The following is a 15116-nucleotide window of genomic DNA, read 5'->3' as shown; positions in this document are numbered from 1 at the left end:
TCGAGCCGCCGCCGGGCGGGGCCCGTTGCGGCGGCTCTACGAAGCCCGGCGCAGTGAAGGCTCAGTCTCGCGCCGCCCCCGGATGCACCCGCACCCACCCCTCCCAAGCCGACGCGATCATGTCCTGCACATCGTGCTTGGCCTTCCAGCCCAGTTCCGTGGCGATGCGGTCGGCGGAGGCGACGACGCGGGCCGGGTCGCCGGGGCGGCGGGGGGTGACGGTCGGGGGGCGGTCGTAGCCGGTGATGGCGTTGATCATGTCGATCATTTCGCGGACCGAGACGCCCTCGCCGCGGCCGATGTTGAGAGTGAGGTCGAGGCCGGGGGAGGAGCGCAGGGCGCGGGCCGTGGCCACGTGGGCCTCGGCGAGGTCGACCACGTGGATGTAGTCGCGGATGCAGGTGCCGTCGGGGGTCGGGTAGTCGTCGCCGAAGATGCGCGGGGGCGCGTTCTCCGTGAGTTTCTCGAAGACCATGGGGATGAGGTTGAAGACGCCGGTGTCGGCGAGCGCGGGGGTGGCCGCGCCGGCCACGTTGAAGTAGCGGAGGGATGCCGTGGAGAGGCCTGTGGCGCGGCTCGTCGCCCTCACCAGCCACTCGCCGGCCAGTTTCGTCTCGCCGTACGGCGAGATCGGCACGCACGGCGTCTCCTCCGTCACCAGATCGACGTCCGGCATGCCGTAGACCGCCGCCGAGGACGAGAAGACGAAGGCCGGTACGTTCGCCGCCGTCACGGCCTCCAGGAGGACGCGCAGGCCCTCGACATTCTCCCGGTAGTAGCGCAGGGGGTGGTCGACCGACTCGCCGACCTGCTTCTTCGCCGCGAGATGGACGACACCGGTGATGCGGTGGGCGGCGATGGCGCGGGCGACGCGTTCGCCGTCCAGGGTCGAGCCGACGACCAGCGGGACGCCGTCCGGCACGCGGCCCTTGATGCCGGTCGACAGGTCGTCGTACACCACGGCGCGCTCGCCCGCCTCGGTCATCGCCCGTACGACGTGCGCTCCGATGTAACCGGCGCCGCCGGTGATCAGCCAGGTCATGTGCGGCCGTCTCCTCGTCAGTCTTCGTCGGTCCTCGTCAGTGGGTCTGTGGTCGTGCGTCGTCGCGTCAGCGGCCGAGGTCGGTGTCGGTGCCGGCACCGGTGCCAGTGTCAGTGAAGCAGGCGGCGGAGTCTGCCGCGGGCCACTGCCATGGCTCCCCGTAAGCCTGGGGCCACGCGGAGTGCCAGCGCTCCTGAGTGCGTGGTGTACGGGTGCACGAGTACTACGGCATGCCGGGCGCCGACCACGGCTCTACGGCGCAGCAGGCCCGCGCCCGTGAGTGCGTGCGCCGTGACCTCGCGGTACGCGCCGCCCCGGAAGCGCACGCGCAGGCGCAGGTCCCAGGTGTCCGCCCCGGATGCCCTGGACGCCCTGGACGCCCTGGACACTCCGGAAAATGCGGCCGCGGACACTCCGGCAAACGCCGCCCAGGAGACCGTCGTCTCAGCCGACCAGAAGTCCCCGTCGGCCGAGCGCACGAGCGCCACTGCCGTACGCGGTCCCGCCGCCCGCCCCGTCTCCCGGCACCGCCACTCCACCTCCAGCCCCTGTGGACCCGCCTCCGCCACCCTGCCGTACAGCTCATGCAGGCGCAGCCGGAGGAGGGCGGCACGCGCGCGTGGGCGCAGTTCCGCGTCCACGGTGAGGGGGAGGAGGCGGACCGGGTGGGTCAGCAGCGGTTCCAGGGTGACCTGGGGGAGGTCGGGGGACCAGACGGGGGTGCCGTCGGGGGTGTGGGCGTAGGGAGGGAGGAGGCGGGCAGGGCGGGAGGCGAGGTCCCTCAGGCGGGGCAGGTCCCGGGGCTCGGGGGAGGCCAGGACGACGCGGCCGATGAGGCGGCCGGGGGCGGTGGGGTTGTGCGCCCAGTCGGAGGCGTCGTACTCGGCGAGGTGCGCCCGGGTGTGTGCCCACCACGCGCGCTGGTAGTGCGCGTCGCGCAACCCCAATTCGCGCGTGTACATCCGCAGTTCGTGGTCCAGGAACTTGCCGCGCGCCGCCCGCGCCAGATCCTTCTGCCCGGCGCCCAGCAGGATCTCGTACGCCAGCCGGCACGCCTCCGTGCGCGCCCGCCAGTTGGTGATGCCGGCGCGGTCCAGGGAGATCGACAGCCGGTCGGCGGAGCGGCGCACGTGCCAGATGTACACGCGGTCCGGGACGAGGGCGATGCGCGGACCGGCGGCCAGCACGCGCGCGGTGAAGACGACGTCCTCGTAGGGGAAGCGGCCTTCGGGGAAACGGATGCCGTGGTCGCGCAGGAAGTGGGTGCGGTAGAGCTTGTTGACGCAGAGCGTGTCGTGGACCAGGCGCGGGCGCTGTGCGGGGCGCTCGAACACGGCGTGCGCGGTGTAGAGCGACGCCTCCCAGGGCACCGTGCGCCCCTCGGGCAACTCACGTCGCACACACAGCCCGCCCGCCACCTCCGCGCCCGCCCCCGTCGCCGCCGTGAGCAGCGTGTCCACCGCGCCCGGCGGCAGGACGTCGTCGCTGTCCAGGAACATCACGTACGGCGATGTCACCCGGTCGAGCCCGGTGTTGCGGGGGCTGCCGCAGCCGCCGCTGTTCACCCGGCGCCGGACCACCTTCACGCGCGGATCGGTCGCGGCGAGGCGGGTGAGGAGCTCCGCGCTGCCGTCCGTCGAGCAGTCGTCGACGGCGATGACCTCCCGGACGGCAGGCCCCTGCGCCAGCGCCGAGCGGACGGCGGTCGTCACGTGTGCGGCGTCGTTGTAGCCGATGACGACGACACCGACGCCGACGTCGACCTGCGGGGCGCGCGCGGTGTGGGGGGTGCGAGGGTGCATGGGGCCGAGTTCCGGAATCGGGGGAGTGGTCGGAGATCGCTCGTCGAGCGGGACTTGGGGCCCGTTCCGGAAGACGGCGGGCGCCGAGGTCCGGTTCACTCGCGGGCAGCTGCTTCTCGGGGCGGACGGGGTGGTTCCTCACCGCGGATCGTAAGCTGCCGGAATGCCGCATCAGGTGTAATGAGGCGTCAATAAATAGAAAGTGTCGTTTAATAGCACAAAATCGGCCCTGTGGTGAGGCGGGGGCTCGCCCGCACCCTCCGCCGCGCCTACGCCCCCCGCCCCGCCGCCTCCTCCACCGCCGCCGCATCCAGAGCCTCGGTGAGCTGGTCCAGCCGCGCCCGCAGCTCGCGGATCTCGTCCACGTCGAAGCCCGTCGCCGCGGCGATCCGGCGCGGCACCTGCAGGGCCCGCTCGCGCAGCGCGGCGCCTTCCTCCGTCAGCCGGACCTCCACCGAGCGCTCGTCGCGCGCGCTGCGCTCCCGGCGTACCAGACCCGCCGCCTCCAGCCGCTTGAGCAGGGGCGACAGCGTGCCGGAGTCGAGGCGCAGCTGTTCGCCCAGCTTCTTTACGGGCAGCTCGCCGTGCTCCCACAGGACCAGCATCACCAGGTACTGCGGATAGGTGAGCCCCAGGTCCTTCAGGACCACCCGGTAGACGCCGCCAAAGGCGCGCGACGCGGCGTTCAGGGAGAAGCAGATCTGCTGGTCGAGGCGGAGCCAGTCGGCCGTGGGCGTGGTCGTCATACCTCCAGGGTAGCTCGTGTCCCGTCATTTAGTTGTGCGCAATTGAGTTGTGTGCTCTACTTGTGGTCGTGCGGCGGCCGCCGACAGAGCCGCCGCACGTGACTCGACTCGAGAGGGATGGTTTTCCATGGACGCGCTCTACACCGCTGTCGCCACCGCCACCCACGGCCGCGAGGGCCGCGCCGTCAGCAACGACGGCCAGATCGACCTCGCGCTCGCCATGCCGGTGGCGCTGGGCGGCAACGGCCAGGGCACGAACCCGGAGCAGCTGTTCGCCGCCGGGTACGCCGCCTGCTTCGGCAGCGCCCTCGGCCTCGTCGGCCGCGGGGCCAAGGTCGACGTCTCCGACGCCGCCGTCACCGCCGAGGTCGGCATAGGCAAGCAGGGCGAGGGCTTCGGCCTGAAGGTGACGCTGCGCATTGAGCTGCCCGACACCCTCGACGAGGCGACCGGCCGCAAGCTGGTCGAGCAGGCCCACCAGGTCTGCCCCTACTCCAACGCCACCCGCGGCAACATCGACGTCGACCTCGTCATCGAGTAACCCACCCCGAACCGGCCGTCACCGGATCCGCCGACCCGTCACCCGATCCGCGCCAGCACCTCCCCCGTCCGCCGGCTCCACGCCACCACCACCGCCTCCTCCGGCACCCGCTTCCACCGCGTCAGCAGCAGCCAGCGCGCGTGGTAGCGCCGGGCGACGGCCGTGCGCTCGGCGCGGGTCGACGTGGCGGAGAGGTAGGCGCGGACGTCGGCGAGCCGGCGTTCCCGTTCCCGCTCGCCCAGGGCGGGGTCGGGCCAGATCGGCGCGGCGAGGTTCGGCCCGTACCCGGGGATGGAGCGCGGGGCGAAGTGCCCGTCGGAGATGACCACTTCGCCCTTCTTCACGTGCCGCGCCACCCACGCGTACGACGGCCAGATCGACGGCTGCTCCAGCCCGACCGGATCCAGTGCGCCCGGCACCACCGCCCCGCCCTGCACGGTGAGGAACCCGACGCAGGCCCCGGCGGCCGCGGCCCCGCCCAGCGCCCGGCGCGCCCTGCCCCACGGCCGGGGCGCCGCCAGCTCCACCGCGAGGGCGAACTGCAACGGCACCAGGGTGAGCCCGAGGATGCGGCCGTACGTGTAGTGGCCGCTGATCCAGCCGTAGGCCACGAGCAGACAGTCGAGCGTGAACAGCAGCACCAGCGGATCCCGCCGGGAACCTCGCCGCCACCGCAGCCACAGCGCCGGCAGTCCGAGCAGCGCGAGCCAGAACTGCCCCAGGAGCTGCTCGTACAGCTGGCGGTGAATCCCGTCCACGCTGCGGTCCCCGGCCAGCGCGAACACATCGAAGTACGGCCAGCACCCGGCGACCAGCACCGCCGTGCCCGCCGCCACCGCCCATCGCCCGGCCACCCCCCACCGCACGGCCCCCCACCGCACGGCCACCTCTCGCACGGCCACGGCACCCCGCCGCTCCCGCCACCCCCGCTGCCACCCGGCGACGAACGCCACCGCCCCCAGCACCGCGGCCGCCGCGGTGATCGGATGGATCAGCAGGATCAGCCCGTACAGCGCCCCGATCCCCGCGTACCCGGCCCACCCGGGCAGCCCGCTCGGCCCCACGTACCGGACGAACCCCTCGCCCCGTGCGCGCGAACCCGTCAGCGCCCAGGCCCAGAACGTGAGCCCGATGGCGAACGCCGACGGGTAGCCGAGATTCCCCGTCATCGACATCAGGCTCAGATACCCGCTCCACCAGGCCCGCTCGGTCCCCCACAGCAGTGTCATCGCCCCCAGTGCGAGCACCGGCGCCCACGGCCGCGGCGTCAGCACCCGCACCAAGCGGCCGATGCCGGTGAGCAGCACGAGCAGGTTCAGCGGCCCGGCCAGCCGCACCACCTCCCAGCCGCCCAGCCCGGTCAGCCGCGCGAACACGCCCTGCGCGACCGCGTACGGCGAGTAGTACGGGCTGCCCGCGCCCGGCAGGTCCGCCATCGGATGGCGCGGATGGAACAGGTCCGCCTTGAGGCGTTCGACGACGGCCGCGTGCTGGCCCGCGTCGCAGCACAGCGGCACGGCCCAGTACGCGAGCAGCATCACCAGGAAGAACAGAAAGCCGAAGACTTGGTACGGCGTCGGACGCCAACTGCGGCCGCCGCGCAGGGCACTCGCGCCGCGCACGGTCCTCCGGATGAGGACGCCGACAGCGGCGCCCGCAGTGCTGGTCGTGGAGGTTGTGTGGGTTTGAGGCATTTGCCGTATGTTCCCGGCCGGATCGGTCGGGTCAACGGCTTTGTCTCACATCACCTCATCGAGTGAGCCCGCGGTGCCGCCGGAGCGGGCACCCGCTCCGCCCCGAGCGGACGGTCCGGCATCGGCTCGCCCAGCATCAGCGTCCGTACGACCCGCTCCGCGGCCATCCCGTCGTCGAACTCGCAGAACCGCTCCCGGAACCCCGCCCGCAACCGCGCCGACTCCTCGTCCCGCCACGTCCCGGACGCGAAGAGCCAGGCCAACTCCCGGTAGGAACGCGACACATGCCCCGGCGCGTCGGCCGTGATGTCGAAGTAGGCGCCCCGGCTCGCCGCGTACGCCCCCCAGTCGTCGGCGTGGATCACGATCGGCCGGTCCAGGTTGGCGTAGTCGAACATCAGGGCGGAGTAGTCGGTGACCAGGGCATCGGCGGCGAGCATCACGTCCTCGACGTGCGGCTCGTCCGTCGCGTCGATCAGCACGCCCCGCCGGTGCAGATCGGCCAGGCCCATCCCGCGTGCCGTGCCCTTCGCCAGCGACGGGTGCAGCCGTACGACGAGCGTGTGGCCCGCGCCCAGGTCCTCGGCGAACCGGGCCAGATCGATCCGGTCGACATGGCCGCCCCGCCGGTAGTCGCGACGGGTCGGCGCGTACAGCACGACGGTCTGCCCGGCGGGGACGCCGAGCCGCGCACGGGCGGCCTCACCCGCCTCCGGGCCCGCCTTCACCAGCACGTCATTGCGCGGGCTCCCCGTCCTGAGCGAGGTGAAGTGACACGGATACGCCCGCTCCCACGCCAGCTCCGAGTGCCGGTTGGCCACCAGGCTGTAGTCCCAGCGGTCGGCGCGCCACAGCATCTTCGGCACGTCGAAGCCGTGCCGGGCACCGGGCTTGGTCAGCAGGTCGGCCGCCATGTACTTGAGCGGGGTGCCCTGGTGGGTGTGGATGTGGACGCTGCCGGGGCGCTTGGCCAGGGTGCCCGGCCAGTTGACGTTGTTCACCCAGTAGGTGGCCCGCGCCATGACCTCGTGGTAGCGCCGCGAGCCCGGCAGCACGAAGTCGATGCCGGGCGGCAGCGCGTCCACCGCGTCCTCCTGGACGACCCACACGCCCTTGATGTGCGGGGCGATCTCGCGCGCCTTGGCGTGGATCGCCGCCGGATCGCCCAGCACGCCCCGGTGGGAGAACGACGAGTAGACGGCCAGGTGCGGATCGAGCGGCAGCCTGGACCGGGCCGCGTACCAGGCCCGGCCGGCCCGCTGTGACGCGGCTTGCACCACCCGCCGCTTGCCGCTCCCGGCCACCCTGCGCACCTCGTGCAGACCGCACGCCACGGCATACGACGCATACGGCGCCGTCGCCAGCAGCCGCATCTCCTTGCCGCGCCACCCGTCCGGCGGGGTGAAGCCCTCCGGGACGTGCCGGGCGTGGAAGGAGCGGATCTCGCGGTAGAAGTCCCCGCGGTCCCTCGGCATCACCCGGTCCTCGCGGGCGAGCACGAACAGCATGTGATCCAGGGCCCGTTCGAACAGCAGCGGACGCGCCCACGCCAGGTCCGGGCGCCCCTCCAGGAACGCGAACAGGCCCTCGTACTGCGGGAAGATGTCGAAGTGCCGCCGCCCCGGCGTCTTGGTGATCGCGCCCTGCCGGCGCTGCCGGTACTCGACCCCGATCCGCTCCAGACAGGCGATGCGGTCGGCCAGCACCATGGAGCGGTAGGTGACGGGCGCGTCCTCGTACAGGCCGGGGGCGTAGCGCAGCTCGTGCTTGATGAAGAAGTCACGCCGGTACGCCTTGTTCCAGGCGACCAGGAACAGATGCAGGTACTCCGGGCTCTCGCGGACGGTGAAGGTGTCGCTGCCGGCCGCGGCCAGCAGGTCCGCCGCCGAACTGCGGCCGCCGCGGCCCCACCAGTGGGTGCGCACATGGTCGAAGACCACGATGTCCGGGTCGCCCGCCGCCTCCAGACGGGCCGCCACCGCGGCCAGCAGGCCCGGCGTGTAGGAGTCGTCGCTGTCGAGGAAGAGGACGTAGTCGCCGGTGGCCTGCTCCAGACCGGCGTTGCGGGCCCGGCCGAGGCCCACGTTCTCGGGAAGGTGCAGCACGCGCACGCGTGCGTCGCGGTCGGCGTAGGCGTCCAGGATCGCGGGGCAGCCGTCGGGGGAGCGGTCGTCGACGGCGATCACCTCGAAGTCGGTGTACGACTGCCCGAGCACCGAGTCCAGGCACTCCCGCAGGAAGCCCTGCACCTTGAAGACGGGGACGATGATGCTGAAGCGGGGCACGTCAGTTCCTCACGAGGGTCGTCGCGGCGGGTGCGGGGATGCGCTCGGCGAGTGGGATCACCGGCGGGATCGCCTCGGGCGGCTCGCCCAGCAGCACCCGGCGTACGACGCGTTCGGCGGCGCGCCCGTCGTCGAACTGGCAGAAGCGCTCCCGGAACGCGGCGCGCAGAGCTCCGGCCTCCTCGTCCGCGTACGAGCCGTCGCGGAACACGGCCGCCAGCTCCCCCGGCGTCTGCGCCACCCGGCCCGGCGGGGCCTCCATCAGGTCGAAGTAGACGCCCCGCAGCTCCCGGTAGACGTCCCAGTCGTCGGCGTACACGACGATCGGCCGGTCCAGGTTGGCGTAGTCGAACATGATCGACGAGTAGTCGGTGATCAGCGCGTCGGCGGCCAGGCACACGTCCTCGGAGGAGCGGTGCGCGGTGACGTCGATGATCCTGCCGGTGCTCCGCCCGGCGCCCTGGTCGTAGAAGTAGTGGGCGCGCAGCAGCACGACGTACTCGTCGCCGATCTCCTCGCACAGCGCCTCGAGATCGAGGCTCGTCTCGAAGCCGGTGGCGTAGTCGCGGTGCGTGGGCGCGTACAGGAGGGCCTTCTTGCCCTCGGGGACGCCGAGTTCGCGGCGGATACGGGCGACGTCCTCGGCGGTCGCCGTGCAGTAGACGTCGTTGCGCGGATAGCCGTACTCCAGGGGCTCGTACGCCGACGGGAACGCGCTCTCCCACATCTCCGTGGAGTGCCGGTTGGAGGTGAGGTTGTAGTCCCAGCGGTCGACGCGGGCCAGCAGCTTGGCGAAGCTGCCGGTCGCCGCGGCCACGACGGGGTAGGTCGCCTGGTCGGCGCCCATCTTCTTCAGCGGGGTGCCGTGCTGGGTCGACAGGTGCACGCTGCCCTTGCGCTTGACGACGGCGTCCGCGAAGTTGGCGTTGTTGATCAGGTACTTGGCCCGGGCGAGCACGTCCCAGTACTTCCGGCTGCCGATGACCGCGTACTCCACGTCCTTCGGCATGGTGTGCGCCTGGTCCGCCTCGACGAGGAACACCGAGCGCAGGTGCGGGGCGAGCTCGCGTGCCTTGGCGTGGATCGCGGCCGGGTTGCAGAGGTAGCCGCGGCCCCAGTACGCGCAGTACACGGCGAGGTTCTGGTCCAGCGGGCGCCGCAGCTGACGCCGGTAGCGCAGCCGGGTGCGCAGCCCCTGCGGGCGCGGCACGCCCGCCGCCACCCGCGCCGCCGCCCGGTTGGCCCCGCGCAGCGCCCGGAACGCCGCGTACGCCCCCTTCGCCAGCAGCCGGTGCTGCACGCCGAGGCTGCCGCCGGGCACCCGGAACCCGGCGGGACAGTGGCGCCGGTAGAGCCTGCTCGCCCGGCGGAAGAAGGCCCGCCGCCCGCGCGGCAGCCGGTGCGGATGGGCGGCCGTCTTCAGTACGGCGGCGAAGAGCTGCTCGAACAGCGCCGCGAACCGCTCCCCGGACAGCCCCTCCTCGGCCGCCCGCGTCAGCACCAGCTCGGCCTGGTCCAGCAGCTCGACGTGATGCTCCCCCGGCAGGCCCAGCCGGCTGCCCTGCCGCCGCAGCAGATGCCGTACGACGACCTGGCGCAGCACCGCCATGCGCTCGGCACGCGCCATGACCAGGCCGCCGAAGCCGACATCGGTGAAGTGGCCGTCGGGGAAGGCGAGGTGCCGTTCGGTGAGGAAGGCCCGGCGGTAGGCCGCGCTCCACGCCGGGAGCTGGACCCCGGTCAACTCCGGTGCCCGGCCGGGGGAGAAGATCCCGTCCGGCGCCCGCTCCAGCAGCGGCGCGGCCGGGTTGGTCGGCTCGCCCACCCACCACGGGGTCCGCTCGTGCTCGAAGTGCAGGACGTCCACGTCGCCGGTCTCGCTCAGCCGGGCGTCCAGTGCCGCCAGCGCGCCCGGCACCAGCACGTCGTCACCGTCCAGGAACAGCAGCCACGCACCGAGCGCCGCCCGCACCCCCGCATTGCGCGCCCCGGCCAGCCCGGCCGTCGGCGGCGAGTGCACGGGCGCCACCCGGCAGTCCCGCTCGGCGTACCCGGCGACGACGTCCGCCGCCGGGGAGTCGGGCGCGTCGCAGACCGGGATCAGCTCGAAGTCGCCGAACGACTGGGCGAGGACCGAGTCCAGCGCCTGGGACAGCCGGCCCGCGACCCCATGGGACGGAACGATGATGCTGAAGCGGGGCATACTGCTCTTTCTCTCGATGTCCTCTTCAGTGAGAACGGCGTTCGGCGGCGGTCGGTGACGGTCAGGGACCCGTGGCCGGGAGCACGGGGACTACCGCGCCCCGTACGGCGCGCGGGCCGTATCGATGTGCGGCTCCGCCGCCTGGGCGCGACCAGCCCCCACCGGCCCGCGGCCTGCTGACCGGCCACCCGGAGAAGCGCTCGGCACGGGGTGGCGCTGGTCGAGCGGTACGACGGGCGGGACGCCCCTCTCGCCCAGCACCACATGGCGTACGACCCGCTCGGCGGCGCGTCCGTCGTCGTACGGGCAGAAGCGCTCACGGAACGCCGACCGCAGCTGGGCCGAGCGCGAGCCGCGCCAGTGGCCGGTGGTGAAGATGTCGATCAGCTCGTCCTCGCTGCGCGACACCGCGCCCGGCGGGAAGGAGCGCAGGTCGAAGTAGGTCCCGCGGGCCGCCTCGTACGCCTCCCGGTCGTCGGCGTGGATCACGATCGGCCGGTCCAGGTTGGCGTAGTCGAACATGATCGACGAGTAGTCGGTCACCAGGGCGTCCGAGGCCAGGCACAGCGACTCGACGCTCGGGTGGTCGGTGACGTCGACGACCTGGCCGGCGGTGGGTGCGAGAGGGCCGCCGTGCCGGTGGTGGGCGCGGGCCAGGATGACGTGGCCCGGGCCCAGGCGGCGCAGGACGCGGTGCAGGTCGAGGGGGGTGCGCTGGGTGCGGCGGTAGTCGCGGTGGGTGGGGGCGTAGAGGATCGCGACCGCGCCCTCGGGGATGCCGAGCGACTCGCGGATCCGGGCCACGTCCGCCGACGTCGCCTGCTGGAAGCGGTCGTTGCGCGGGGTGCCGTACTCCAGGGTCGTGTAGCCGCCCGGAAAGACACGCTCCCAGGTCAGGGTGGAGTGGCGGTTGGCGGACAGCACGTAGTCCCACTTGTCGACGTTGTCGAGGAGCTCGTCGAAGTCCGTGTCCCCCGAGGCCGCCGGGCGTTCCCGCAGATCCAGGCCCATGCGCTTGAGCGGGGTGCCCTGCCGGGTCTGGACGAGGACCTGGCCGGGGCGCTTGACCAGGCGGCGGTCGAAGTCGGCGTTGTGGACGAGGTACTTGGAGCGGGCGAGGGCCGTCCAGTAGGCGGCCGTGTCGGGGCGCAGACGGCGGGTGCCGGTGGGGACGGAGCCGTGCTGCCCGGCGTCGGCGATCCAGGCCGTACGGATGCCGGGCGCGTGCGTGCGGAAGGCCTGCTCCAGGGCGCCCGGGCTGCACCCGTGGCCGCGGACGCCGTCGGCCGCGAAGACGGCGCGGTCGGAACGCACCGGCAGGCAGCGCTGGACGCGGTAGTGCAGGCGCAGCGCGCTGGAACGCACGCCCTTCAGCAGGCGGCTGGTGAGCTTGGCGGTACGGCGGACCAGGGCCGCCGTCCGCTGCAACGCGTGGTAGGTGCGGTGCAGGCCGAAGCGGACCAGCGTGTAGTGCAGGCGCGTACGCCGCGGGACCGGGGCGCCGGGGGAGTGGTAACGGCGGTAGTACGTACGTGCTTTGCGCAGGAAGTCGGCGCGGCAGCGGCGTGGGAGGCGGTCGCGGCGGGCGAACACCACGATCAGGTGGTCGACCATCCGGCGGAACAACAACGGCCGCCAGCGGGCCAGTTCGGGGTTCCGGTCGACGTACGCGAAGACACGGTCGTACTGCTCGAAGATGTCGAAGTGCCGCGGGCTGACCGTGCCGAGGATGCCGCCCCGGCGCCGCTGTCGGTAGTGCACGCACACCCGGTCCAGGGTCGCGATCGACTCCGCCGTCATCAGGACCGGGTACGTCCAGGGCGTGTCCTCGTAGTAGCCGGACGGGAAGGCGAAGCCCTCCTCCTCGACGAACTCCCGCCGGTACGCCTTGTTCCAGGCGACCATCAGCAGCCGCAGCAGCCCCGGCCGGTCCGCCAGCCGGAACGGCGCCGGGCCCTGCTCGGTGAGCTGCGCGGCGGCCTGGTTGCGGATCGTCTCGCCGGTCCAGTGGGTGCGCGCGTAGTCGTAGACCAGGACGTCCGGCTCGCCGGTCTCCTTCAGCCGGCCGGCGATCGCGTGCAGGGCGTCCGGGGTGAGGGTGTCGTCACTGTCGAGGAAGATCAGGTAGTCACCGGTGGCCTCGGCCATACCCGCGTTGCGGGCGGGCCCCAGACCCTGGTTCTCGGCGAGGTGCACCGGGCGTACCCGTGGGTCGCGGGCCGCGAACTCGTCGATGATCGCGCCGCACGCGTCCGGCGAGCAGTCGTCGACGGCGATCAGTTCGAGATCGGGGTACGACTGTGAGAGCACCGATTCCAGGCACTCGTGCAGATACGCCTGAACCTTGTACGCGGGGACGATGACACTGAACCTGGGCAAGGGACATCCACTGGGTCGACCTGGGCGATGGGGGCTGTCGCCCTGCCGGGAACGGCCAATGGAGTGACTTGGTTACGGCGCGGTACGGCATACGGGGGACGGTGAATGAACGGAAAGGAGCGGGCCGATGACGGCCCGCCCCCTCAAGTGTGGTGCGGTGGCTGCTACTTGACCGCACCCGCCATCACGCCGGACACGAACTGCCGCTGGAACGCGAAGAACACGACCAGCGGGATCACCATGGAGATGAACGCGCCGGGCGCCAGGACGTCGATGTTGTTGCCGAACTGCCGTACCTGCGTCTGCAGGGCGACAGTGATCGGCTGGCTGTCGGCGTCCGTGAAGATCAGCGCGACCAGCATGTCGTTCCACACCCACAGGAACTGGAAGATGCCGAGCGCGGCGATCGCCGGCCCGCCGAGCGGCATCACGACCCGGAAGAACAGGCGCAGTTCACCGGCGCCGTCCAGGCGGGCCGCCTCCAGCAGCTCCCTCGGGATCTCCGCGAAGAAGTTCCGCAGCAGGAACACCGCGAACGGCAGCCCGAAGCCGACGTGGAAGAGGATCACGCCGGTCAGGGAGCCGAAGATGCCGATGTTGCCGAAGAGTTCGGCGATCGGGATCAGTGCCACCTGGACGGGCACGACCAGCAGGCCGACCACGCCCAGGAACCACCAGTCGCGGCCCGGGAACTCCATCCACGCGAACGCGTAGCCCGCGAGCGAGCCGATCACGACGACCAGGACCGTCGCCGGGACCGTGATCAGCACGGTGTTGAAGATCGAGTCGGTGATGTCGCTGTTGCTCAGGAGCTTGTCGTAGCTGTCGAAGGTGAGTTGGGACGGTTTGCTGAAGACCTCCCACCACCCGCTCGCGGTCATCTCCTCCGGCGGGCGGAGGGAGGACAGCAGCAGACCGATCGTCGGGACCAGCCAGAACAGGCCGACGACGATCAGGAACACCCGCACCACTCCGCCGCTGACGAAGGAGGCGAGCCGGGCACCGAGGGACTGCTTGCCCTTGACCATGGTGAGTGGCTCGGGCGCCGCCTTGCCGACCCTGCCGGCGTCGGTAGTCATCGCCGCACCTCCCGCCGCAGCCTACGCACGTTGAACCACATCACCGGGATCACGAGCAGCAGCAGGAACACCGCGATCGCGCTGGCGATGCCCGGCTGGTCCTCGGAGAAGCCCTTGCGGTACAGCTCCAGCGCGAGGACGTTCGCGTCGTCCTGGGAGGAGCCCGGGGCGATGATGAAGACCAGGTCGAAGATCTTCAGGACGTTGATCATCAGGGTGACGGCGACGACCGCGAGGACGGGCGCCAGCAGCGGCACCGTGACCCTGCGGAACACCTGCCACTCGTTGGCGCCGTCGACCCGCGCCGCCTCCAGCAGATCGCGGGGGATGCCCGCGAGCCCGGCCGCGATGAGCACCATCGCGAAACCGGCCCACATCCAGATGTACGACCCGATGATGGCCGGCGTGACCAGGGACGGGCCGAGCCAGTCGAGCCCGTTGTACGCCTCCTTGAAGTTACTGGCGGGCAGCCGGAGTTGGGCCCCGTCGGCGGCGGCCGGCAGCGTGAACGTGCCGTCGTCGGCCGCCTTCGTGGAGGCCACGACCTTGCCGTCCTTGACGGCCTCGATCTTCATCCCGGCGTATCCCAGCTCGGCCGCGTCGACACCGCCCAGCGTGCCGACGCCCTTGCCGCGCGTGAAGTCCTGCCAGGTGGTGCCGGTGACCTTCCCCGGCTCGGCCTGCGCCTCTACGGCCTTCTTGGCATCGCCCGGCATCTGGTCGGGGGCGACGCCGACCAGGGGCAGGGTGACCGGGGTGCCGGCGTTGACGGTGGCCTTGGTGATGAAAGCGCCGCCCGGTGCCGCTTCGAGGGGCGACTCACGCCCCGGGTGGGCCTTCGGGAACGCCGACGCCTGCGCGAAGGTGTCGTGGACGCCGACCCACACCGCGTTCGCGACGCCCTTGTCCGGGTCCTGGTCGTAGACGAGCCGGAAGATGATGCCCGCCGCGAGCATCGAGATCGCCATCGGCATGAAGACGACCAGCTTGAACGCCGTACCCCAGCTCACCCGTTCGGTCAGCACCGCGAAGATCAGACCGAGCGCGGTGGCGATCGTCGGAGCGAACACCACCCAGATGACGTTGTTCTTCAGGGCGGTGCGGATGCCCTCGTCGGTGAAGAGGGCCTCGTAGTTGTCGAATCCGGCGAAGCCGTCGCCGGACTGGTCGTAGAAACTGCGGACGACCGAGTACCCGATCGGGTAGACCACGAGCGCGCCGAGCAGCACGAGAGCGGGCAGCAGGAAGAGCGCCGCCATCGTCCAGCGCGTGCCGGTCACACTCTTGCGCGACTTGGGTGCGGCAGGGGTCCCGGGGACCCCTGCCGCTTCCGCCGACGCCATGA

Annotated in this window: 10 protein-coding genes; 1 reads left to right on the top strand and 9 read right to left on the bottom strand. The window is 71.9% G+C overall.

Annotated elements, in window-relative coordinates:
* Window positions 1–61: 61 nt before the first annotated feature.
* The 3 genes from galE to ACQEV2_RS16730 form a co-directional block, all read right to left on the bottom strand.
* On the bottom strand, window positions 62–1042 hold the full coding sequence (gene galE / locus ACQEV2_RS16740) for a UDP-glucose 4-epimerase GalE (protein WP_433041339.1): 981 nt from the start codon (window positions 1040–1042) through the stop codon (window positions 62–64).
* A gap of 110 nt (window positions 1043–1152) precedes the next feature.
* Window positions 1153–2844 carry a glycosyltransferase family 2 protein gene (locus ACQEV2_RS16735; protein ID WP_433041336.1) on the bottom strand — a complete coding sequence of 564 codons (1692 nt, stop codon included), beginning with the start codon at window positions 2842–2844 and terminating at the stop codon, window positions 1153–1155.
* Between the two features lie 269 nt (window positions 2845–3113).
* Window positions 3114–3590, bottom strand: a complete 477-nt coding sequence (locus tag ACQEV2_RS16730; RefSeq protein ID WP_433041333.1) for a MarR family winged helix-turn-helix transcriptional regulator — start codon at window positions 3588–3590, stop codon at window positions 3114–3116.
* A 127-nt stretch (window positions 3591–3717) separates the two neighbouring features.
* On the opposite strand from ACQEV2_RS16730, the gene ACQEV2_RS16725 reads away from it, so the two are divergent.
* On the top strand, window positions 3718–4131 hold the full coding sequence (locus ACQEV2_RS16725) for an organic hydroperoxide resistance protein (protein WP_433041330.1): 414 nt from the start codon (window positions 3718–3720) through the stop codon (window positions 4129–4131).
* A 38-nt stretch (window positions 4132–4169) separates the two neighbouring features.
* Here the strand turns inward: ACQEV2_RS16725 and ACQEV2_RS16720 are convergent, their stop codons facing one another.
* From ACQEV2_RS16720 to ACQEV2_RS16695, 6 genes are all read right to left on the bottom strand, one after another.
* On the bottom strand, window positions 4170–5825 hold the full coding sequence (locus ACQEV2_RS16720) for a hypothetical protein (RefSeq protein ID WP_433041327.1): 1656 nt from the start codon (window positions 5823–5825) through the stop codon (window positions 4170–4172).
* A 50-nt stretch (window positions 5826–5875) separates the two neighbouring features.
* Window positions 5876–8110 (bottom strand): bifunctional glycosyltransferase/CDP-glycerol:glycerophosphate glycerophosphotransferase, encoded by a 2235-nt coding sequence (locus ACQEV2_RS16715; RefSeq protein ID WP_433041324.1) that lies wholly within the window; start codon window positions 8108–8110, stop codon window positions 5876–5878.
* Window position 8111: 1 nt separating this feature from the next.
* Complete coding sequence (locus ACQEV2_RS16710) at window positions 8112–10313, bottom strand: bifunctional glycosyltransferase/CDP-glycerol:glycerophosphate glycerophosphotransferase (RefSeq protein WP_433041321.1); 2202 nt, start codon at window positions 10311–10313, stop codon at window positions 8112–8114.
* 90 nt (window positions 10314–10403) lie between these two features.
* Window positions 10404–12692, bottom strand: coding sequence for a bifunctional glycosyltransferase/CDP-glycerol:glycerophosphate glycerophosphotransferase (locus tag ACQEV2_RS16705; RefSeq protein WP_433041318.1), 2289 nt, complete (start codon window positions 12690–12692; stop codon window positions 10404–10406).
* 164 nt (window positions 12693–12856) lie between these two features.
* On the bottom strand, window positions 12857–13771 hold the full coding sequence (locus tag ACQEV2_RS16700; RefSeq protein WP_433041315.1) for a carbohydrate ABC transporter permease: 915 nt from the start codon (window positions 13769–13771) through the stop codon (window positions 12857–12859).
* Window positions 13768–15114, bottom strand: a complete 1347-nt coding sequence (locus ACQEV2_RS16695) for a carbohydrate ABC transporter permease (RefSeq protein ID WP_433041312.1) — start codon at window positions 15112–15114, stop codon at window positions 13768–13770. The genes ACQEV2_RS16700 and ACQEV2_RS16695 overlap by 4 nt, the downstream gene beginning before the upstream one ends.
* Window positions 15115–15116 lie beyond the last annotated feature (2 nt).

The sequence above is a fragment of the Streptomyces sp. CA-251387 genome, assembly GCF_050936625.1.
Lineage (GTDB): Bacteria > Actinomycetota > Actinomycetes > Streptomycetales > Streptomycetaceae > Streptomyces.
The sequence above is the reverse complement of the archived record's forward strand: the minus strand, read 5'-3'. Positions and strand labels throughout refer to the sequence as shown.